This window comes from Kitasatospora sp. NPDC097643 (genome assembly GCF_040302625.1).
In the GTDB taxonomy this organism is placed as follows: Bacteria; Actinomycetota; Actinomycetes; order Streptomycetales; family Streptomycetaceae; genus Kitasatospora.
This window is the reverse complement of the sequence record NZ_JBEOSA010000027.1, coordinates 53,457-74,158: the sequence shown is the minus strand read 5'-3', so window position 1 is coordinate 74,158 and position 20,702 is coordinate 53,457. Positions and strand designations below refer to the sequence as shown.

Sequence of the window (20,702 nt, the reverse complement as noted above, 5' to 3'; positions counted from 1 at the left end):
CTAGGCCGGCCGTTGCAGCACCAGCAGCGAGCGGTCGGTGAGCCAGAGGGTGTCCCCGGCCTTGACCCGCGCGCCGGTGCCCGGGGCGGGCAGCCGGGGCAGCGTGGTGTCCACCACGACCTGCCACTCCTGCCCGTGGTCGGCGGGCACGGTGAACTCCAGCGGCTCGAAGTGCGCGTTGAACATCAGCAGGAAGGAGTCGTCGACGATCCGCCCGCCGCGCCGGTCCGGCTCGGAGATGGCGTAGCCGTTGAGGAAGACGGACAGCGACTTGGCGTAGCTGGCGCCCCAGTTGCGCTTGGTCATCTCCTCCCCGGCGGGGGTGAACCAGGCGATGTCGGTGAGGTCGTCGCGGCCCGCGGCGGAGGCGGAGACCGGCCGGCCGTGGAAGAACCGCCGCCGCCGGAACACCGGGTGGTCGCGGCGCAGCCAGATCATCCCCTGGGTGAACTCCAGCAGCCTGGCCTGCGGTCCGTCGCCCTCCGGCCAGTGCACCCAGGTCAGCTCGTTGTCCTGGCAGTACGCGTTGTTGTTGCCCTGCTGGGTGCGGCCGAGCTCGTCGCCGTGCGAGAGCATCGGCACGCCCTGGGAGAGCATCAGGGTGGCGATGAAGTTGCGCTGCTGGCGGGCTCTGAGCTCCTCGACGGCCGGGTCGGCGCCGGGGCCCTCGACGCCGCAGTTCCAGGACCGGTTGAAGGACTCGCCGTCCCGGTTGTCCTCGCCGTTGGCCTGGTTGCGCTTCTCGTTGTACGAGACGAGGTCGCGCAGGGTGAAACCGTCGTGGCAGGTCACGAAGTTGATGGAGGCGATCGGGCGGCGGCCGTCGTCCTGGTAGAGGTCGGAGGAGCCGGTGAGCCGGGAGCCGAACTCGGCGAGGGTGGCGTTCTCGCCGCGCCACAGGTCGCGCACGGTGTCCCGGTACATGCCGTTCCACTCCGTCCACAGCGGCGGGAAGTTGCCGACCTGGTAGCCGCCCTCGCCGAGGTCCCAGGGCTCGGCGATCAGCTTGGCCTGGGAGACCACTGGGTCCTGCTGGACGAGGTCGAAGAACGAGGAGAGCCGGTCCACCTCGTGGAACTGCCGGGCCAGGGTGGCGGCGAGGTCGAATCTGAAGCCGTCGACGTGCATCTCGGTGACCCAGTAGCGCAGCGAGTCCATGATCAGCTGGAGCACGTGCGGGCTGCGCATCAGCAGGCTGTTGCCGGTGCCGGTGGTGTCCTCGTAGAACCGCTGGTCGCGGGCGAGGCGGTAGTAGGAGACGTTGTCCAGGCCGCGCAGCGAGAGCGTCGGGCCGAGGTGGTTGCCCTCGGCGGTGTGGTTGTAGACGACGTCCAGGATCACCTCGATCCCGGCCGCGTGCAGCGCCTTGACCATCGACTTGAACTCCTGCACCTGCTGGCCGCGGTCGCCGGTGGAGGAGTAGGAGGAGTGCGGGGCGAAGAAGCCGATGGTGTTGTAGCCCCAGTAGTTGGTCAGGCCGAGGTCGCGCAGCCGGTGGTCGCGGACGAACTGGTGCACCGGCATCAGCTCGATCGCGGTGACGCCGAGCTTGGCCAGGTGCTCGATCACCGCCGGGTGGGCCAGGCCCGCGTACGTGCCGCGGATCTCCTCGGGGATGCCCGGGTGGAGCCGGGTGAGGCCCTTGACGTGCGCCTCGTAGATGACCGTGCGGTGGTAGTCGGTGCGCGGCGGGTGGTCGGTGCCCCAGTCGAAGTACGGGTTGATGACCACCGAGTGCATGGTGTGCGGGGCGGAGTCGAGGTCGTTGCGGCGCTCGGGGGCGCCGAAGTGGTAGCCGTAGACGGACTCGTCCCAGTCGATGTGCCCGCTCATCGCCTTGGCGTACGGGTCCAGCAGCAGTTTGGCGCTGTTGTGCCGCTGGCCCAGGCCCGGGTTGTACGGCCCGTGCACGCGGAAGCCGTAGCGCTGGCCGGGCTGGACGCCGGGGAGGTAGGCGTGCCGGACGAAGGCGTCGGTCTCGCGCAGTTCGACGGCCGTCTCCGAACCGTCCTGGCCGATCAGGCAGAGCTCGATGCGGTCGGCACTCTCGGAGAAGACCGCGAAGTTGGTGCCGGCCCCGTCGTAGGTGGCGCCGAGGGGGTAGGGCTTCCCAGGCCAGACCTGCATGTGTCCTCAACTTCCTTGTAAACAACGGAAACTGACATGTAGTCCGACAATCGGCCCGGACCTGGACGCTCTTCTTCCCGGCCGGGCGGCCGGGCATGTGCGGCGGTCGCGCGCCGTGACGTACGGCACAGTCCGCATACTCCCCGAGGCTTCCCCCGGGTGGCGGGACATGCGGCCGGTGTTCGCCCGAACGGGTGTCCGGCAGCCGGTCCCCGGCGAGCAATCCTGTGATGAGCGGGCCGGTCCCGGGCCGGAGCGGCGGAGCGGGCTGCGGCGGGTGTGACGGGAGGGGCGGACGGGACCCCCTCGGCCATCCGGCTGCGGACCGCTCGCGGCGGGCAGTACCCTTGATCGTCCGGCCGCCCCGCACTCGTGGCGGACCGTCACCCGTGGCGGTCCATCAGCGGTCCCTCCACGGACCGGGGGCGGAACGCAGCAGCAACAGGTGAGGTGGCGCATGGTGTTCCCCGCCGGCGGCCGTGGCGGAGGGCTCGACGGCCCCGACCGGGGCGGTGCCCGCAGCGAGGCGCCCACGGTGGTCATGCGCCCCACCATGACCGGACGCTCCCTGGTGCCCGCCCAGAGCGGCCCCGTCGAGATACCGGCCCTCGCCTGGTCCGCCGCCGAATGGGAGGACGCCTACCAGCGCGTCCGCCTCTCCGGGCGCGCCTACGTCTGGCTCAACCTCGTCGAACAGCGGCTGCGCTCCCTCGTCGACGAGGTCCTCCACCCCATCTACGCCCCCGCCCACGGCGAGGACTGGGTCACCGCCGCCGCCGGCCCGGCCGGCGAGGAGTGGGCCCACCGGGCCGGCGCCGTCCGCGAGGTCAGCCGCCGCAAGGGCTACCTGCTCGACCCCGCCGACGACGACCCGCTGGTCTTCCTCACCCTGCCCCAGCTGCGCGAACTCATGGTCCAGCACTGGCCCTGCTTCGAGCCCTACCTCGCCGACCGGCGGGAGATCGAGCTCGCCCTGGACGAACTGGAGGTCGCCCGGCACGTCGTCTCCCGCAACCGCGTGCTCACCCAGACCGTCCTCGCCCAGACCGAACGCGCCGCCGCCCGCCTGCTCGCCGTCCTCGACGGCGGCACCGGCGGCGTCCCCGCCGACGTCGTCGAGTCCCTCGTCGCCGGCCGCTACGCCGACGTCGTCGCCGTGCACGCCGACCGGGTCCGGCTCCAGCGAGACCTGCCCGTCGAGGACCTGCTCGACGGCGCCCGGCGGCTCGACGCGCTCGGCATCGGCCTCGGCATGCTCTGCCAGAACTACACCGGCAAACGCCTCGTCCGGCTCGCCGGGGAGGGCTGCCGGGTCCGGCTGCTCTTCCTCAACCCGGCGAGCAGCGCCGTGCGCCGCCGGGAACGCGAACTCGGTATCGGGCGCAGCGAGTTGTCCCGCTCCATCGAGATGAACATCATGCACGTCCGGCGGGTCCGGGCCCGGCTGCGGGACCAGGGCGGCTTCGAGATCCGGGTCTTCGACGAGACCCCCCGCTTCACCGCCTACCTGGTCGAGGGCCCCCGCCCGACCGGCCCGGCCGGCGGCCGCCGGCAGACCCGCGACCTCGGCGTCATCCAGCCCTACCTGCGCCGCTCCCGCGGCATGGAGTCGCCCGCCCTCGTCCTGCGCGGCGGCGCCGGCCAGCAGCCCGGCGGCACCGAACCCGGCCTGCTGGAGGTCTACCGCGAGGAGTTCGAAGGCGTCTGGGGGGACTCCCGCCCGGTGTCCTGAGCCCGGCCGGCGAACCCGTCCGCCTCGACGTGCTCCAGGGCAGCGCCGCCCGCCGCCTCCACGAACGCCACGGCTCCACCCTGGAGCACAAGGACGCCATCGACGCCTACCTGGTCCGCGAGCCCGCCTTCTGCTGACGGCAGATCAGACTGGCCGGGCCGACCGCGGCCGTGGTAGGCATAGGCCCCGTGATGATCATGGGGGATGGGGCGGTCCTGCGCCTCGAACAACTGCACCGCACCTACGGAACCGGGCCGGAGGCCGTCCACGCACTCAGGGGGGTGGACGTCGAGTTCGCCCGCGGCACCTTCACCGCCGTCATGGGGCCCTCCGGCTCCGGCAAGAGCACCCTGCTCCAGTGCGGTGCCGGCCTCGACCGCCCCGACAGCGGCACGGTCACCCTCGACGGGACGGACCTCTCCGGCCTCACCGAGACCCAGCTCACCGTCCTGCGCCGGCAGAAGCTCGGCTTCGTCTTCCAGGCCTTCAACCTGGTCGGCTCGCTCACCGCCGAACAGAACGTCGGCCTGCCGCTGCGCCTGGCCGGGCGCCGCCCCGACCGCGCCGAGGTCCACCGCGCCCTCGCCCAGGTCGGCCTCGGCCAGCGCACCGGCCACCTGCCGTCCCAGCTCTCCGGCGGCCAGCAGCAGCGCGTCGCCATCGCCCGCGCCCTGATCACCCGGCCCCAGGTCCTGTTCGCCGACGAGCCGACCGGCGCCCTCGACAGCGGCAGCAGCCGTGACGTCCTCGCCCTGCTGCGCGAACTCGTCGACCGGGAGGGCCAGAGCACCGTCATGGTCACCCACGACCCGGTCGCCGCCTCCTACGCCGACCGCGTGCTCTTCCTCGCCGACGGCCGCCTCGTCGACGACCTGGCCCGCCCGACCGCCCAGCAGGTCGCCGAGCGGATGACCGCCCTGGAGACGGTGGCACGATGACCGGCCTCGCCACCCTGCTGCCCGTCGCCGCCGCCGGACTGCGCCGCCGCAAGGCCGCCTTCGCCGGCTCCTATGTCGCCCTCACCCTCGGCGTCACCCTGGTCGCCACCACCGGCGTCCTGCTCGACAACACCGCCGGCGACGACTCCCCGCTCGGCGCGCCCTCCCTGCACAAGGTGCTGCTGTTCACCGCCGCGATGGCCGCCTTCGTCGCCGTGTTCGTCGTCGCCGGCACCTTCGCCTTCGCGGTCGCCCAGCGCCGCCAGGAGATCGCCATGCTGCGGGCCGTCGGCGCGACCCCGCGTCAGGTCGTCCTGCTGATCACCGGCGAGGCGGCCGTCGTCGCCCTCGCCGCCGCCGTCACCGGCTGCCTGCTCGCGCTGCCCGGCGCACCCGCGCTCGCCGCCTGGCTGGTCGCCCGCGGCGCCGCCCCCGACGGCTTCACCGCCCACCCGGCGGCCGGGCCGATGCTGCTCGCCGCCGCCGTCGGCCTGCTCGTCGCCCTGCTCGGCGCGTTCACCGCCGCCCTGCGGGCCGGCCGGGTCCGCGCCGTCGAGGCGCTCGCCGACGCCGCGGTCGACCGCAAGGTGATGACCCGGCCCCGCTGGGCCTGCGCCCTCGCCGGGCTGCTCGTCCTCGCCGGCACCGTGTCCTACTACCTGGCCGCGCCCACCATGCCCGCCACCCCCGGCGACCAGCCGGCCGACCCGCAACTCGCCTCCCAGTGGGTGCTCGGCGCCGACCTCCTCACCATCGCCGCCCTCGCGCTCTTCGCGCCCGTGATCGTCCCGCCGCTCGTCCGGCTGCTCAGCGCCCCGCTCGCCCGGGCCGTCGGCGCCGCCCCGCTGCTGGCCCGGCAGAACGCGCTCACCGCCGTCCGGCGCACCGTCTCCACCGCCACCCCGGCCTTCCTCACCATCGCGCTCGCCGGCACCGTGATCGGCTCCACCGCGGCCTTCGCCGACGCCATGACCGCCCAGAACCGGGCCACCACCGCCGCCCGGTACGTGCTGCGCCCCGGCGCCCAGCCGCTGCCCGCCGACGCCCTGCACCGGCTCGTCGCCGCCCAGCCCGGCCTGCGCGCCACCGCCACCACCCCCACCGTGGTCACCGGCCTCGGCGCCGACCGGGCCGCGTTCGCCGACACCTCCGAGGACTCGCCCGCCAGCGCCCCCGCCAGCGCCACCGTCGTCGACGGCGACCTCGCCACCGCCTGGACCCTGCCCGCCGTCCACGGCACCCCCGCCGACCTGCACGGCGCCACCCTCGCCGCCTCCGACGACCAGGCCCGCGGCCACGGCTGGCAGCTCGGCGACCAGGTCAACCTGCGGCTCGCCGACGGCACCGTCACCACGCTGCGGCTCGCCCTCGTCTACCGCACCCAACTCGGGCTCGACGAGATCCTGTTGAGCGGCGAAGCCACCGCCGGACACCTGGCCGGCGCCCACCCCGGCGCCGTCCACCTCGCCGCGGCCCCCGCCGACCGCCTCGGCGGCGAGCTCACCGACGCCCGCGAGCCCGGCCCCGACCCCGGCGCCCACTACGCCTGGATCGCCACCAGCACCATCCTCGGCCCGGCCCTGCTCTACGCGCTGATCGCCATCGTCAACACCATGGTGATGTCCGCCGCCGACCGCCGACGCGACTTCACCACCCTGCGGCTGGCGGGCACCGTCCGGCGCCAGGTGCTGTCGATGGTCGTGCTGGAGGCCGTCCTGGTCGTCGCCACCGCGGCCGTCCTCGCCCTCGCCGTCACCGCCCTCACCCAGTACGGCACCACCGCCCTGCTCAACCACCGCGTCCTGGCCGGCCAGGCCACCGTCCCCACCCACATCCCCTGGCTCCCCCTCACCGCCACCACCGCCCTCTGCCTCCTCCTCGCCACCACCGCCAGCCTCCTCCCCACCCGTACCGCCCTCCGCCGCCCCACCACAGCCTGACCCGCCCTCCGGCCGCCGGGGGCTTCGCCGAGGCGGCCGGGCCCCCTGGGACTGTTTCGGCACGCTCACCAGCCTCATCAGCCCCGCCCCGGCACCGCCTGCGGCCCGGGTGGGCGGGTGACCCCGGGGCCGGGTTGTCGGTGGGGCGGGTGATGATAGGGGCTGTTTCGACCAGATGGACGGAAGGACGCACCCTTATGAGCTGGTGGCAGCAGCCACTGGTCGGCTTCGACCTGGAGACCACGGGCACCGACCCGGCCGTGGACCGCATCGTCACGGCCGCGCTCGTGGACACCGTCGGGGGCCGCCGGGTGGGGGCCGCCAACTGGCTGCTCGACCCGGGGGTTCCGATCCCCGCCGAGGCGGAGGCGATCCACGGCATCGGCGACGGGGTCGCCCGGAGCAAGGGCCGGCCGGCCAAGGAGGCGGTGGAGGAGATAGCCACCGCGCTCTGCGCGCGCCTCGCCGACGGGAGACCGGTGGTCGCCTTCAACGCGCCGTTCGACCTCTCGCTGCTCGACGCCGAGCTGCGCCGGTACGGGCTGGCGCCGCTCGCCGAGCGCCTGGGCGGGCCGGTCGGGCCGGTGCTGGACGCCCTGGTCGTCGACCGGGCCGTGGACAAGTACCGCAAGGGCTCCCGCACGCTCCAGCGGGTCTGCGAGGTGTACGGCGTGGAACTGACGGACGCGCACGAGGCCGGCAGCGACGCGCTGGCCGCCGTCCGGGTGGCCGTCGCGCTGGCCGAGCGCTACCCGGCCGAGGTGGGCGACGTCCCGGTGGCGGAGCTGCACCAGCGGCAGATCGGCTGGTACCGGGACTGGGCGGAGGGCCTCCAGGCCTGGCTGCGCAAGGGCAAGGACCCGCAGGCCGTGATCGACCCGCGCTGGCCCCTGCGTTAGGGCCTGTGCGGCATGACGGTACGACTCGCCCGCCCCGCCGACCTGTCCGGCTTCCTCGCCCTCGCCGCCGAGGTGGAGGACTGGTTCGGCCCGATGGTGGCCGAGCCCGGTTTCCACCGGGCCGTCACCCGGCACATCGACCGCGGCCGGGCCACCGTGGTGGACGACCCGGCCGGCGGCACCCCGCTCGGTGGGCTGTTGTTCGGCGGTGAGCCGCCGCTGCACCTGCACTGGCTGGTGGTGGCCGGCCGGGCCCGGCGGACGGGCGTGGGCCGGGCGCTGGTGGCGGACGCGCTGCGCCGCCGAGCCCCGGCGGTGGTCGAGGTGGTGACCTTCGGTCCGGACCACCCGGGTGCCGTGGTGAGCGGGGCCCGGGTCTTCTACCAGCGACTGGGGTTCACCCCGGCCGAGGCCGCCGCCCCGGGGCCGGAGGGCGGCTCCCGGCAGGTGTTCCGGCTGGTCGTGTCCTGACCGGCCCGGGGGCGTGTCCGTCGGACACGCGCTACTGGAGGTCCAGGCCGACCGGGTGGTTGTGGTCCTGCGGGCAGCGGAAGATGTTCAGCCGGCCGTGCCGCCCGACGGACACGCCCGGTGCGTCGCCGCTGAGCACGGTGAACAGGTGCCGCATCCGGGTGCCGCAGGCGCCGCAGTCGACGGGGACGAGGTCGGTCAGCCGCCAGGAAGGCCAGCCGCCGGCCTTCCAGCCGTCCACGGGGGCCAGGTCCCAGTACTCGGTGTCGTGCCGGTTGGCGAACTCCTCTGCCGCGCGGTGGAGTTCGGCCGGCAGTTCGTCCCGGTCGGGGAGGTCCTGGATCTGTTCGGGGTGCAGGACGCACGGCCGTGGCAGGTAGTAGTCGTCCTCGGTGCGGCGCGGCGGCGGGGGCGTCAGCGGGGCGAGGTCGGCGATCCGGCGCCAGCGCAGTTCGACGGCCGGGCCGTAGTAGAACCGCCCGCCCTGGATGTCGTCGTGGTCGTTGGGGCACCAGAGCAACTGGAGCAGGTCGGCGCCGTCCGGCCAGGGCAGGTGCGGCGCGTCCTCGGCGCGGATCTGGGCGACCGGCAGCAGGGCGATCCCGGTGTCCCCGGCGGGCATCTCCTCGTACTCGTACCCGTCGTCGAGGTGCCGGGCGGTGCAGTGCGGCCACGGTTCGCCGGCGGGCCAGAGCGCCGGGCCGCCGATCCGGCTGCGGTACGGGTCGGGGGCGTCGGCGGCCTCGGGGTGGAGCAGTGTGGCGGGCCGCAGGTAGGGTGCGATCGCGGGCAGCGCGACGGCGAGGTCGTCGGCGGAGATGGGGCCGGCGTGGGTGTTCGTCACCCGGCTCACCCTACGGCCCGGCGGGGGCCGACGGTTCGTCGGCCGGCGGCCGGGCCTCGGCGCGGGTGAACTCCTCGGCGCTGGGGCGGCCTTGGCGGTGGGGTTCGGCGCGTTGGCCGAACCCGGGCCCGAAACGACTGCTCCCCGTCCACCAGGTGAACGGGGAGCGAACAGGCCAACGGTCTTACGCCGCCGGGAAGTCGAAGGTGTAGCCCTGCGCGACCAGCCAGGGCAGCAGCTGCTTCAGTGCGGCCACGGTCTGGCTGCGGTCGCCGCCGCCGTCGTGCATCAGGATGACGCCGCCGGGCTTGAGCTGGCTCTGCACGGTGGAGACGATGGCGGGCACGCCGGGGCGGGACCAGTCCCGCGGGTCGACGGTCCAGCCGAGCGAGCTCATGCCGAGGCTCGCGGTGATGTGCTCGTTGTCGGCGTTGAAGCCGCCGCCGGGGGCGCGGAACCAGGTGACCTGGGTGCCGGGGCCGCCGGCCTGGACGATCATGTCCTTGGCGGCGGAGATCTCGTAGACGGCCTTGTCGTGCGGCAGCTTGGCGAAGGGCTGCGGGTGGTGGACGCTGTGGTCGCAGAGCCGGTGGCCGCCCGCCAGGACGCGCTTGACCAGGGCCGGGTTGGCGGCGGCGTTCTGGCCGATCTCGCAGAAGGTGGCCTTGGCGCCGTACTGGGCGAGCAGGTCCAGGATCTGGCCGGTGGCCGGGCCGGGGCCGTCGTCGAAGGTGAGGGCCACGGTGCGGCCGCCGGAGGCGGTGGAGCCGATGACGGTGCCGGCCGGGACGGGCGGGACGGGCGCGGTGCTGGTGGGCGGCGCGCCCGGGGTGGTGCCCGGCGACGGCGTCCCCGCGGGCATCCCCGAGGGCGTGCCGGTGGGCGTGCCCGTCGGGCCGGTGGACGGCGTCCCGGCCGGCGTCCCGCCGGCCGACGGGGGCGTCTTCGTCTTCGGGTTGCCGGACGGGGTGGCCGGGGCGGCCGGGGCGCCGGAGGGGCGCACCCCGTCGGAGCCGGGGGTGGGCGCGATGGTCTGCGCCGGGGTGCCGGTGGGCGTGGTCGGCTGGATGACGATCGGGGACTGCGCGCCGGCGGTGGCGCCCGGCTGGAGCGCTCCGCTGGCGGTTCCGCACGCGGCCAGGCCCAGGGCTGCGGCCACGGCGACGCAGCCGGCGATCAGCCGCGGACGGCGGCGGGCCGGGCGGGTCGACGGGCGGGGCTGGGCGGCGGGCTGGGGCATGGCGGCGGCTCCTGAGGTGCTGAAGACGGGTGCCGATCCCTCGGTCAGGATGACTGTCCGATAGGACGCCGATCGTACGGGCGCCGGTTGCGCGACGGACCGATCCGCCTTAAGACACTTCTCACACGCCGTCGGCTTGGCGTTCGCCGACGACGGCCGCTATCCCCACCCCCTTCCCGCCCCGCTCAGAACGGGTACCAGCGCACCTCCGTCGCCCCCTCGCGCAGCGAGGCGACCCGGCGGCGGAACTCCGCCAGCGCGGCCGGGTTGCCCGCCGCCTGCTGGGCCACCCAGGAGGCGCTGGCCGTCTCCCGGGCCCCGCGCAGCACCGCGAAGCCGGGCCACTCGCGGACGTCCCAGCCGTACGCCGCGGTGAACTCCCGGTACTCCTCGCCCGGCACGCCGTAGCGGTCGTGGCTGAGCGCGAGGACCACCAGGTCGTGCTCGCGCAGGTCGTTCGAGACGTTCTCCAGGTCGAGCAGGACGGGCCCGTCCGGGCCGACGTGGACGTTGCGCGGCAGCGCGTCGCCGTGGATCACGCCGGGGGTCAGGTGCGGGGCGAGGTCGGGCAGGGCGGCGGCGAAGGCGTCCCGGCGGTGGCGCAGGAAGGCGACGTCGGCCGGGTCGACGTGGCCCTCGGCGGAGGCCAGCCAGCGCTCGACCGGGGCCAGCAGGTCGCGGTGGGCGAGCGGGAGGGGCGGCGGCGGCAGCCGGTGCAGGTCGCGCAGCAGCGGGGCCAGGTCGGCGGGGCGGGCGGGCCGGACGGCGGGGGCGAGCCGGTGCCAGAAGGTGACCGGGTGCCCGTGGGCGAGCTGCGGCTCGGGCGGCACCGCGTCGTACGGGCGGACCACCGGGACGCCCTGCCCGGCGAGGAACCGGGCGACGTCGAGTTCGCGGTGGGCCCGCTCGTACAGTTCGGGGCCGCGGCCGACCTTGGCGACCACCGCCGGGTCGCCGAGGTCGAAGACGGCGTTCTCGCCGAGCGCGAGCAGTCGGGCGTCGCCGGGGCCGGGCAGTCCGGCGGACTCGCAGGCGTGGGCGAGCAGCAGTCGGGCCCGGCCCTCGTCGAAGGGGATCATGGCGCTGCTCCGTTCCTCGGGTTCCCCGGTGCCGCTCTCCGGGCCACCGGCCGGTCGTGATCATCATGACGCAGCCGGGCCCCGCGCGCTGCGGGGCCCGGCCGTGGAGAGTGGGTGGTCAGACCTCGACCCGGCGGTGCCGGTTGCCCTCGGCGGGCGCCGCGGGGGCCTGGCCGTGCAGGGTGCGGGCGGTGCCGACCGGCGGGACGGCCTCGCCGTGCGAGAGGTCCGGCAGCCAGTTCAGCCAGCGCGGCAGGTACCAGTTGCGCTCGCCGAGCAGGCTCATCACCGAGGGCAGCAGGACGGCGCGGATGACGGTGGCGTCGATCAGCACCGCGACCGCCAGGCCGACGCCCATCTGCTTCATGGCCTGCATGGACAGGGTGCCGAAGACCGCGAACACCCCGACCATGATCACCGCGGCGCTGGTGACCACCCCGGCCGTGGAGCGGATGCCGTGGGCGATCGCGGCCCGGGTCGGCAGGCCGCGGTCCCGGCCCTCCTTGATCCGGGAGACCACGAACACGTGGTAGTCCATCGAGAGGCCGAAGAGGATCACGAAGAGGAACAGCGGCACCCAGGACTCGACCGCGCCGACGCCCGCGGTGCCGAGCAGCGAGGCGCCCACGCCGTGCTGGAAGACCAGGGTCAGCACCCCGTACGCGGCGCCCACCGAGAGCAGGTTGAGCACCACGGCGGTGGCGGCGACGGCCAGCGAGCGGAACGAGGTGAGCATCAGCAGGAAGGCGAAGGCGACCACGAAGCCGAGGACCACCGGCATCGCGTCGGTCATCTGGTTGTTGAAGTCGTACGAGCCGGCGGTGCGTCCGGTGACCGGGGCCTCGGTGCCGGGCACCTTGAGGACGGTGGCGGGCACCAGCTCCTCGCGCAGGGTCTTCAGGGCGGCGGTGCTGGTGTCGTCGTTGCCGGTGCCGTTGAGCGGGATGTCGACGACGGCGATGTTCTTGTCGGCGTGCACGGTGACGTCCACCGGGCCGTGCATCCGGCCGCTGGCGAGCGCCCTGGCCTTGAGGTCGGCGAGGGCGGCGGTCATCGCGGGGGAGCCGATGTCGGTGGCCTTGACGACCACGGTGGCGGGGGCGGGGCTGCCCGGGAAGGCGTCGTTGATCTTCTGTGAGACGGCCACCAGCTCGTTGCCCTTGGGCAGTTGCTGCTGGAACGTCAGGTTGGCGGTGTGCATGGTGAGCAGTGGCGCGGCCAGCCCGAGCAGGAAGGCGCCGGCGAGCAGGGTGGCGGCCAGCGGGCGGCGCAGCACCGGGGTGAGCACGGCGTTCCAGAACCGGCCGCCGGCCTCGGCGGTGTCGCGGCGGCGCAGCCGGGACAGCAGCGGGAGGCGGCCCTTGTCGACCCGGTCGCCGAGCATCGACAGCAGGGCGGGCAGCACGGTGAGCGAGCCGAGCACGGCGGTGACGACGACCACGATGGTGGCGAAGGCCATCGCCTGGAAGTCGGCGATCCCGGTGAGGAACATGCCGGCCATGGCGACCACGACGGTGACCCCGGAGACCAGCACGGCCCGGCCGCTGGTGGCGGCGGCGACGGCCAGCGCGCCGTCCAGGTCGCGCCCGGCGGCCCGCTCCTCGCGCTCGCGGCGCAGGTAGAAGAGGCAGTAGTCGACGCCGACCGCGAGGCCGACCAGCAGCATCACCGAGCTGGCGTCGTTGCTGGTGTGCAGCAGGCCGCTGCCGAGCGCGACCAGCCCGCCGGCCGCGACGAAGGCGGTGAGCGCGAGGACCACCGGCAGCACGGCGGCGACCAGGGCGCCGAAGGCGATCAGCAGGATGCCGAGGGCGAGCGGCACGGCGGTCCACTCGGCGCGGGCGAAGTCGTTGGCGAACTGGTCCTGGAGCCACTTGCCGGAGCTGGCGTCTCCGAGTTCGACCACGGTGAGGTCGGGGTGCTTGGACTGCACGCCGGCGACGGCGTCCAGGACGGTCTGGACGTTCTTGACGGCCTCGTCGTGGTCGCCCTTGAGGGTCACCTGGACGAGCGCCGAGTGGCCGTCCCCGGAGACCGCCTTGGTGTCGTACGGGGAGTGGACGGCGGCGGCCCGGCCGGTGCCGTTGACGGCGGCGACCACCTCGGCGACGGCGGCCCGGAAGACGGGCGCGTCGGCGGTCTGCGTGGTGCTCTGGACCAGGACGGTCTCGCCGGCCGGGTTCTTGATGCCGGCGTCGTCGAGGATCTTCGCGGCGCGGGAGACCTGTCCGGGCATCGCCTCGGACTCGGTCACCTCGGTGCTGCCGTGCAGGCCGCCGAGCACGGCGACGAGGACGACGAAGAGCAGCCAGCCGAAGACGGCGGTCTTTCTGTGTTTGGCGCTCCAGGCGCCCATCGCGGCAGCCATGCCGAGCTTGGTCCTCACGGTGGTCCCCCCAGGGAGAGCGGCGGTCGTCGCCGGACGGGCGGTGGTGGTCGGTGCTCGCCACGGCCGCCGGATTCCGGGCGCCGGGTGCGGGTCCGGCGTCGCAATCGACAGTAGGGAAACGGGTGTTGGGGAGGTATCCGGCTGGCGGGTGAGTGGCCCCTGGTGCTTGCCTCGGGGCCGGGGTGGGGTTTTCCCTACCCCCCGACCCTGACCGTCTCCTCCCTGGAGGTAGGGGGCGAACTCCACCCTGAGGGGGAGTTGTCTCCACCCGGAGCACGAGGTCAACCGGCGTGCCGTCGGGGGAGACTGGAGCGCGGGCCGTTTCGGGGCGGCCCATCGGGGGTTGGAAAACGGGGGCTCCTTGCCGGGCGGCAAGCAAGTGCTCGTAGGATGACGCCCAAGACCTACTTACCTGCCGACCGGCTAGGGGGCGTCGCCGTGCGTTCCCCGGGCCGGTCCTGCCGTCGCCCGGCGTCCCGTCCCCCAAGGGCTGCGGTGAACCATGCCCAGGAGGCATCACGAGCATGTTCCACCGACTAGGACAATTCGCGGTACGCCGTGCGTGGTTTGTGATCATCGCATGGGTGGTCGTGGCCTTCGGACTCGTCCTGTCCGCACCGAAGATCGCCGCCCAGACGGACGAGGCCGCGTTCCTCCCCAAGCACTACGAGTCCATCCAGGCCGCGCAGGTGCAGGAGAAGGCCTTCCCCAGCGCCTTCACCCCCTCCGCGCTCGCCCTGTTCGAGCGCAATGACGGCGCCGCGCTGAACGACGCCGACAAGGCCTCGATGGACAAGCTGGTCCAGGACCTGGCGGCCAAGAAGATCGAGGGCGTCGAGAAGGTCATCCCGGCCAGCAAGCAGACCACCTCGCAGGACGGCAAGTACGCGATGGCGATGATCGCCATCGACAAGGTGAAGCAGCAGGACCAGAACGAGTTCTCCGACATCGCCAAGAAGATCCGCGAGGAGGGCAAGCAGCTCGCCTCCGGCACCAGCCTGAAGTTCCAGCTCGGCGGCCCGGCCGCGCAGGCGCTGGACCAGAAGGAGTCCTCCGGCGCCGCCGAGGGCATCATCACCATGGCCACGCTGGTGCTGGTCATCGTGATCGTCGGCATCATCTTCCGCAGCATCCTGGCCGGCCTGCTGCCGATCCTGGTCTCGCTGGTGGTCGCGCTGCCCGCCTCCATGGGCCTGATCAACTACGCCACCGACATCTTCAACCTGAAGAGCACCCCGGTGCTGATGGCGATCCTGATCGTCGTCGTCCTCGGCGTCGGCACCGACTACTTCCTCTTCCTCGCCTTCCGCTACCGCGAGCGGCTGCGGGCCGGCGACGACCGCAAGGACGCCGTCGTCAACGCGGTCGGCCGGGTCGGCGAGGCGATCGCCTCCGCGGCCGGCGCCGTCACCATCGCCTTCGCCGCGCTGATCCTCTCCAGCCTCGGCATGTTCCAGGCCCTCGGCCCGGCGCTGGCCATCGCGGTCGTCGTCACCGCCTTCGCCGCCCTCACCCTGGCCCCGGCGCTGCTCTCCGTCATCCCGGCCCGCGCCGTCTTCTGGCCCGGCAAGAAGTGGATGAACGAGCCCAGCGACGCGCGCTTCACCGCGCTCGGCCGGGTCGTCCAGAAGCGCCCGGCGCTGGTCGCCGTCGCCTCCGGCGGTGTGCTGCTGGCGCTGTCCGCGGGTGCGCTGAACTACAACGGCCTGTTCGACATGGCCAGCAGCTCCATGCCCAAGGACAAGGAGTCGATGGTCGTCCAGGACAAGATCGCCAACGGCTTCTCCAAGGGCGCGGCCGACCCGAGCCAGGTCTACCTGAGCAGCACCAACGGCGGGAAGCTCGACCCGGCCTCCTTCCAGGCCTTCGCCGACAAGCTGCAGAAGGTCAACGGCGTCTCCAAGGTGTTCCTGCCGAACGCCGACGCCAAGAGCATCAACGCCGACGGCACCACCGCGCAGTTCACCGTCATGCTCAAGGACGCGCCCGCCAGCGGCGAGGCCATCGACGCCGTCACCGAGCTGCGCGAGGTCGCCCACGGCCAGGCGCCGGCCGGCACCGAGGCCAAGGTCGGCGGCCTGACCTCGGTGTTCAAGGACATCAACCTGGCGATGACGCACGACTACGAGCTGGTCTTCCCGATCGCCGGGCTGCTCATCCTGCTGGTCCTCGCGCTCCAGCTGCGCAGCGTGGTCGCCCCCTGGTACCTGATGGCCTCGGTCGGCCTCGGCTTCACCGCCACCCTCGGCTCGACCACGCTGATCTTCCAGAACCTCAAGGGCGAGACCGGCCTGATGTTCATGATGCCGATCCTGATCTACCTCTTCGTGGTGGCGATCGGGACCGACTACAACATCCTGATCATCGCCCGCCTGCGCGAGGAGGCCCGGGCGGGCCGCAGCCCGCGCGAGGCGGCCCGCGAGGCGCTGCGTCACGGCGGCCCGACCGTCGCCGCGGCCGGCTTCATCCTGGCGGCCTCGTTCGCGACCTTCATGCTCGCGGGCAACATGTTCATGATGGAGTTCGGCTTCGCGATGGCCTTCGGCATCCTGCTGGCCGCCTTCGTGATGGCGATGTTCTTCACCCCGGCGCTCACCGCGCTGGTCGGCAAGCGCGCCTGGTGGCCCGGCCACGGCGGCGACGCCGTCGGCCACGGCACGGCGCCGGTGGCGGGTGCGCACGGCCTGCCGGAGCCGGCCGGCCGGCACTGATCACCGGAAACGCCCGGACACGGCGGCGTCCCGCTTCGGCGGGGCGCCGCCTGCCCGCTTTCCCGGGCGGCCAAACGTGATCTGTCGGGCAGAAAACTCCCCGGTCAATCGGGGTGCCAGCGTGCTACAGTCGAGTCAGTTGCAGTTTTGGTTCCCATGAACGCTTGTGTGCGCCTGCTGGTCCCAACCAACAGGCGCATTTGTTTTGTCCGGTGTTTCAGTCTCCGGATGGGGATCGCGGCTACTCGGGGTTCACGAGGTGTGAATCCCTGATGCCCCAGTTTTAGAGGAGACGGTTATGGCTACCGGCACCGTGAAGTGGTTCAACAGCGAAAAGGGCTTCGGCTTCATCGAGCAGGCCGAGGGCGGCCCGGACGTGTTCGCGCACTACTCGAACATCCAGGCGAACGGCTTCCGTGAGCTGCTCGAGGGCCAGCACGTCGAGTTCGACGTCACCCAGGGCCAGAAGGGCCCGCAGGCCGAGAACATCCGCGTCATCGGCTGACGTCAGCCTCCACGCTGACTCGCGATCTCGCGAAGCGAGGGCCCGTACCGCAGGGTGCGGGCCCTCGCGCATGCCGCCGAACGGCCGGGGCGGCGCACTCCCTTCCGACGGCCGACCAGCCCGCACACCGGGCTGTTGCCCAACGGACGGAGACCCCGTGACCACCCCTGCCCGCCCGCCGCGCGAGCGCCGCACCGACAACGCCGCCCGGACCGAGCGTCCGCGCCGCACCGAGAGCGCCGGCCGCGCCGAGCGCCCGCGTCGTACCGAAGGCGCCGAGCGCCCGCGCCGCACCGAGAACGCCGAGCGCCCCGAGCAGGCGCGCAAGCCGCGCAGCCGCGCCGGCGCCCCCAAGAACATCCGCACCACCGTCGCGCCCGAGCCCGCCGACTTCACCGTCGTCGAGGGCACCCCGGCCCGGCCCCCGGCGGCCAGCTTCGGCGAGCTCGACCTGCCCAAGGCGATCCTCTCCGCGCTGACCCGCGAGGGCGTCACCGAGCCGTTCCCGATCCAGGCCGCCACCCTGCCCGACTCGATCGCCGGTCGCGACGTGCTCGGCCGCGGCCGCACCGGCTCCGGCAAGACCCTGGCCTTCGGCCTGCCGCTGCTGGCCCGCACCGCCGGCCGCCGTGCCGACGCCCGGCACCCGCTGGCGCTGGTCCTGGTGCCCACCCGCGAGCTGGCCCAGCAGGTCACCGAGGCGCTCACCCCGTACGCGACCGCCGTCAACCTGCGGATCACCACCGTGGTCGGCGGCATGTCGATCAACCGGCAGGCCAACGCCGTCCGCCGCGGCACCGAGGTCCTGGTCGCCACCCCGGGCCGGCTCGACGACCTGATCGGGCGCGGTGACGTCAACCTCTCCGACGTCACGATCACCGTCCTGGACGAGGCCGACCAGATGGCCGACATGGGCTTCCTGCCGCAGGTCAGCAAGCTGCTGGAGCAGGTCGCCGAGGGCGGGCAGCGGATGCTCTTCTCCGCCACCCTGGACCGCAACGTCGACCGCCTGGTCAAGCGCTTCCTCACCGACCCGGTCACCCACTCGGTGGACCCGTCGGCCGGCGCGGTGACCACCATGGACCACCACGTCCTCCAGCTCGACCCGACCGACAAGGCGTCCGCCACCGCGCACATCGCCTCCCGCGACGGGCGCGTGATCATGTTCGTGCACACCAAGCACGGCGCCGACCGGCTCGCCAAGCAGCTGCTCGCCAACGGCGTCAAGGCCGCGGCCCTGCACGGCGGCAAGTCCCAGCCGCAGCGCAACCGGGTGCTGGACCAGTTCCGGGACGGCCACGTCACCGCGCTGATCGCCACCAACGTCGCCGCCCGCGGCATCCACATCGACGGCCTCGACCTGGTCGTCAACGTCGACCCGCCGGTCGACCACAAGGACTACCTGCACCGCGGCGGCCGCACCGCCCGGGCCGGCGAGTCCGGGACGGTCGTCACCCTGGTGCTGCCCGAGCAGCGCCGCGAGGTCAACCGGCTGATGACGGTCGCCGGGATCCGCCCGACCGTCACCAAGATCCGCCCCGGCGACGCCGACCTCGCCAAGATCACCGGCGCCCGCACCCCCAGCGGCGTCCCGGTCACCCTCGCCGTGCCGGTGGTGACCCCGCCCGCCGAGGGCAAGCCCGAGGCCAAGGCCGGCACCCCGCGCCGCCGCCCCGGCAAGCGCTCCACGCTGCCGACCGACGTCGACATGAACGGCAACCCGCGCCGCCCCCGCCCCAAGCAGCGCATCGGCGCCGGCGGCCAGGGCGGCGACCGCCCCCAGGCGGCCGGCTTCATCGGCCGCTCCTCCGGCCGCGCCAAGCCCGGCAGCGGCTCCAAGTCCGGCGGCAACTACGGCACCGGGCGCCAGCGCCGCAAGTTCGACTGACGTTCCGCGGAACGGCCCGGCATCCCCGCTGCGGAGGGGGCGCCGGGCCGTTCGGCGTTCCGGGCGCCGGCCGAAGCTGCCGCCGCCCGGAACTGCCGCCGCCCGGAACTGCCGCTGGCCGGAACTGCGCTGCTCAGCGCCGGTGCGACCGGCAGTTCCCGGTGAACTGCCGGTTGACGGTCCACCGCGCCCACCCCGAGGCTTGCCCGCGGCCCGCACATCCGACGCGCCGTCATCACGAAGCGCCGGAGGCCGAGTTGACGTGATCCGCCGACTTGGAAGGACGACCGTCCCGATGCGCCGATCCACCGCACTGCTGACCACCGCCCTGCTCGCCGGGGCCGCCGCCCTGACCGCGCCGGCCACCGCCGCCCAGGCCGACCCCGCCTGCTCCGTCGGCGTGTCCGGCTGGAGCGTCGTCGGCCGCTGCACCGGCCTCGACCCGATGCAGACCTGGTCCGTCACCGCCAACTGCTACTACTGGAACGCCGACCACACCGTGCAGTTCTCCCGCCCCGCGTGGGGCGGCCTGGCGATCGGCGACGGCACCGCCTCGGCCTCCTGCGGCATCGGCGACAGCGTCTGGTTCCCGCGCATCGTCATGGGCGCCACCCCGCCCGCCGGCCCGACCGGCCAGATCACCGGCTACGCGGGCAAGTGCGTGGACGTGAAGGGCGCCAACACCGGCAACGGCACCCCCGTCCAGATCTACGACTGCAACGGCACCTGGGCCCAGAAGTGGCGGATCGGGGTCGACGGCACCATCCGGGCCCTCGGCAAGTGCATGGACGTCAGCGGCGGCGGCACCGGCAACGCCACCCGGGTCCAGATCTACGACTGCAACGGCACCGGCGCCCAGCAGTGGCAGGCCCGCCCGGACGGCTCGCTGCTCAACCCGCAGTCCGGCCGCTGCCTGGACGACCTCGGCTTCTCCACCGCCAACGGCAACCAGCTCGGCATCTGGGACTGCAACGGCTACGACAACCAGAAGTGGAACCTCCCGACGGCCTGACCCGGCCCCGGTCCCGCCGCCCCGGTCCCGCCGCCCCGACCCCGCTGGAACGGGGCGGCGGGACCCCCTCACACCGGCACGGCCGCCGGGCCGAGCCGGCTCAGGCGGTCGGCCGTCTCGGCGTCCCGGGGAGCGAGGACGACCAGCTGGAGGCCGCCGGGCGCCTGGAGGACGTGCTCGTCGATCCGCAGCAGCCCCAACTCCTCGTGCCGGATGACCTTCTCGGCTCCCGCACGCTCCTCCACCCGGTGCTCGTCCAGCCAGCGCTCCGCCTCCGGGTACTCGGCCCGCACCTGGGCGATCAGCCGGGCCAGCCGGCGCCCGGCCGCCGTCGCGTCGCCGCCGCGCTCGGCGTACGAGGAACGCAACTGGGCCAGGAACCGGCGGGCATGGGCCTCCCAGTCCACGACCCGGGCCCGGTGCACCGGATTGCCGAACACCACCCAGGCCAGGCCCTGCTCCAACGGCCAGGCGGAGAGGCCGAACAGGGCCTCGGCACCCCGGTTCCACGCCCGCACCTCCCAGCCGGCGTCCATCAGGAACGCCGGCGCCGGCCACTGCGCGTGCATCAGCCGCAGCAGCGAGGCCGGCACCTCGTCGGGCACCCCGGCGTCGTCCTCCCGCGGGTGGCTGCCCGCCAGCCGGAACAGGTACGCCGTCTCCGCGCGGTCCAGCCGCAGCGTACGGGCCAACGAACCCAGCACCTCCGGCGAGGGGTTGATGTCCCGCCCCTGCTCCAGCCAGGTGTACCAGGTCACCCCCACCCCGGCCAGCAGCGCCAACTCCTCCCGCCGCAGCCCCGGCGTACGGCGCCGCACCCCCGGCGCCAGACCGACGTCCTCCGGCGTCAGCCGGGCCCGGCGGCTGCGCAGGAAGCCCGACAGCTCCCGCCGGCGCTCCTCGGCGTCGTTCATGTCCCCCGTCCTT

General features: G+C 73.7%; 15 protein-coding genes. 9 read left to right on the top strand and 6 right to left on the bottom strand.

Translation table 11 applies throughout. From position 1 onward, the window contains the following. The gene (gene glgX / locus ABTY15_RS19020; RefSeq protein WP_350591470.1) at positions 1–2,127 is read right to left on the bottom strand and encodes a glycogen debranching protein GlgX; all 2,127 of its coding nucleotides are present in this window, start codon (positions 2,125–2,127) and stop codon (positions 1–3) included. Positions 2,128–2,584: 457 nt separating this feature from the next. Here glgX and ABTY15_RS19015 point away from each other — a divergent pair, with 457 nt between their 5' ends. The 5 genes from ABTY15_RS19015 to ABTY15_RS18995 all read left to right on the top strand — a co-directional run bounded on the left by ABTY15_RS19015 (position 2,585) and on the right by ABTY15_RS18995 (position 8,107). Next, complete coding sequence (locus ABTY15_RS19015) at positions 2,585–3,859, top strand: DUF5919 domain-containing protein (RefSeq protein ID WP_502893537.1); 1,275 nt, start codon at positions 2,585–2,587, stop codon at positions 3,857–3,859. Positions 3,860–4,050: 191 nt separating this feature from the next. Then, positions 4,051–4,797 carry an ABC transporter ATP-binding protein gene (locus ABTY15_RS19010; RefSeq protein WP_350591462.1) on the top strand — a complete coding sequence of 249 codons (747 nt, stop codon included), beginning with the start codon at positions 4,051–4,053 and terminating at the stop codon, positions 4,795–4,797. Next, complete coding sequence (locus tag ABTY15_RS19005; RefSeq protein WP_350591451.1) at positions 4,794–6,737, top strand: FtsX-like permease family protein; 1,944 nt, start codon at positions 4,794–4,796, stop codon at positions 6,735–6,737. Before ABTY15_RS19010 ends, ABTY15_RS19005 begins: the two co-directional genes overlap by 4 nt. Positions 6,738–6,934: 197 nt before the next feature. Beyond that, positions 6,935–7,636 carry an exonuclease domain-containing protein gene (locus ABTY15_RS19000; RefSeq protein WP_350591440.1) on the top strand — a complete coding sequence of 234 codons (702 nt, stop codon included), beginning with the start codon at positions 6,935–6,937 and terminating at the stop codon, positions 7,634–7,636. A gap of 12 nt (positions 7,637–7,648) precedes the next feature. Then, the gene (locus ABTY15_RS18995) at positions 7,649–8,107 is read left to right on the top strand and encodes a GNAT family N-acetyltransferase (RefSeq protein ID WP_350591433.1); all 459 of its coding nucleotides are present in this window, start codon (positions 7,649–7,651) and stop codon (positions 8,105–8,107) included. A gap of 31 nt (positions 8,108–8,138) precedes the next feature. Here the strand turns inward: ABTY15_RS18995 and ABTY15_RS18990 are convergent, their stop codons facing one another. The 4 genes from ABTY15_RS18990 to ABTY15_RS18975 all read right to left on the bottom strand — a co-directional run bounded on the left by ABTY15_RS18990 (position 8,139) and on the right by ABTY15_RS18975 (position 13,638). After that, complete coding sequence (locus ABTY15_RS18990; RefSeq protein WP_350591425.1) at positions 8,139–8,951, bottom strand: YwqG family protein; 813 nt, start codon at positions 8,949–8,951, stop codon at positions 8,139–8,141. A gap of 184 nt (positions 8,952–9,135) precedes the next feature. Continuing rightward, complete coding sequence (locus tag ABTY15_RS18985; protein ID WP_350591419.1) at positions 9,136–10,191, bottom strand: polysaccharide deacetylase family protein; 1,056 nt, start codon at positions 10,189–10,191, stop codon at positions 9,136–9,138. A 185-nt stretch (positions 10,192–10,376) separates the two neighbouring features. Next, entirely contained in the window at positions 10,377–11,270 is an 894-nt protein-coding gene (locus ABTY15_RS18980) for a phosphotransferase enzyme family protein (protein ID WP_350591405.1), read from the bottom strand. A 118-nt stretch (positions 11,271–11,388) separates the two neighbouring features. Next, positions 11,389–13,638: an MMPL family transporter gene (locus ABTY15_RS18975; RefSeq protein WP_350591848.1), complete on the bottom strand. Its 2,250-nt coding sequence runs from the start codon at positions 13,636–13,638 to the stop codon at positions 11,389–11,391. A gap of 605 nt (positions 13,639–14,243) precedes the next feature. Here ABTY15_RS18975 and ABTY15_RS18970 point away from each other — a divergent pair. The 4 genes from ABTY15_RS18970 to ABTY15_RS18955 all read left to right on the top strand — a co-directional run bounded on the left by ABTY15_RS18970 (position 14,244) and on the right by ABTY15_RS18955 (position 19,775). Continuing rightward, entirely contained in the window at positions 14,244–16,370 is a 2,127-nt protein-coding gene (locus ABTY15_RS18970; RefSeq protein WP_350591394.1) for an MMPL family transporter, read from the top strand. Positions 16,371–16,668: 298 nt separating this feature from the next. Then, the gene (locus tag ABTY15_RS18965; RefSeq protein ID WP_350591384.1) at positions 16,669–16,875 is read left to right on the top strand and encodes a cold-shock protein; all 207 of its coding nucleotides are present in this window, start codon (positions 16,669–16,671) and stop codon (positions 16,873–16,875) included. Between the two features lie 157 nt (positions 16,876–17,032). After that, positions 17,033–18,763, top strand: a complete 1,731-nt coding sequence (locus ABTY15_RS18960) for a DEAD/DEAH box helicase (protein ID WP_350591368.1) — start codon at positions 17,033–17,035, stop codon at positions 18,761–18,763. 295 nt (positions 18,764–19,058) lie between these two features. Then, complete coding sequence (locus ABTY15_RS18955) at positions 19,059–19,775, top strand: ricin-type beta-trefoil lectin domain protein (RefSeq protein WP_350591357.1); 717 nt, start codon at positions 19,059–19,061, stop codon at positions 19,773–19,775. A gap of 68 nt (positions 19,776–19,843) precedes the next feature. Here the strand turns inward: ABTY15_RS18955 and ABTY15_RS18950 are convergent, their stop codons facing one another. Beyond that, a complete protein-coding gene (locus ABTY15_RS18950; protein ID WP_350591348.1) occupies positions 19,844–20,689 on the bottom strand; it encodes a helix-turn-helix transcriptional regulator in 846 nt (281 codons plus the stop codon). Positions 20,690–20,702: the final 13 nt, after the last annotated feature.

What these genes read in the sequence shown, in the direction of transcription:
- glgX (WP_350591470.1), bottom strand. Translation starts at nt 2,127, where the DNA reads ATGCAGGTCTGGCCTGGGAAGCCCTACCCCCTCGGCGCCACCTACGAC.
- ABTY15_RS19015 (WP_502893537.1), top strand. Translation starts at nt 2,585, where the DNA reads ATGGTGTTCCCCGCCGGCGGCCGTGGCGGAGGGCTCGACGGCCCCGAC.
- ABTY15_RS19010 (WP_350591462.1), top strand. Translation starts at nt 4,051, where the DNA reads ATGATCATGGGGGATGGGGCGGTCCTGCGCCTCGAACAACTGCACCGC.
- ABTY15_RS19005 (WP_350591451.1), top strand. Translation starts at nt 4,794, where the DNA reads ATGACCGGCCTCGCCACCCTGCTGCCCGTCGCCGCCGCCGGACTGCGC.
- ABTY15_RS19000 (WP_350591440.1), top strand. Translation starts at nt 6,935, where the DNA reads ATGAGCTGGTGGCAGCAGCCACTGGTCGGCTTCGACCTGGAGACCACG.
- ABTY15_RS18995 (WP_350591433.1), top strand. Translation starts at nt 7,649, where the DNA reads ATGACGGTACGACTCGCCCGCCCCGCCGACCTGTCCGGCTTCCTCGCC.
- ABTY15_RS18985 (WP_350591419.1), bottom strand. Translation starts at nt 10,191, where the DNA reads ATGCCCCAGCCCGCCGCCCAGCCCCGCCCGTCGACCCGCCCGGCCCGC.
- ABTY15_RS18980 (WP_350591405.1), bottom strand. Translation starts at nt 11,270, where the DNA reads ATGATCCCCTTCGACGAGGGCCGGGCCCGACTGCTGCTCGCCCACGCC.
- ABTY15_RS18975 (WP_350591848.1), bottom strand. Translation starts at nt 13,638, where the DNA reads ATGGCTGCCGCGATGGGCGCCTGGAGCGCCAAACACAGAAAGACCGCC.
- ABTY15_RS18965 (WP_350591384.1), top strand. Translation starts at nt 16,669, where the DNA reads ATGGCTACCGGCACCGTGAAGTGGTTCAACAGCGAAAAGGGCTTCGGC.
- ABTY15_RS18955 (WP_350591357.1), top strand. Translation starts at nt 19,059, where the DNA reads ATGCGCCGATCCACCGCACTGCTGACCACCGCCCTGCTCGCCGGGGCC.
- ABTY15_RS18950 (WP_350591348.1), bottom strand. Translation starts at nt 20,689, where the DNA reads ATGAACGACGCCGAGGAGCGCCGGCGGGAGCTGTCGGGCTTCCTGCGC.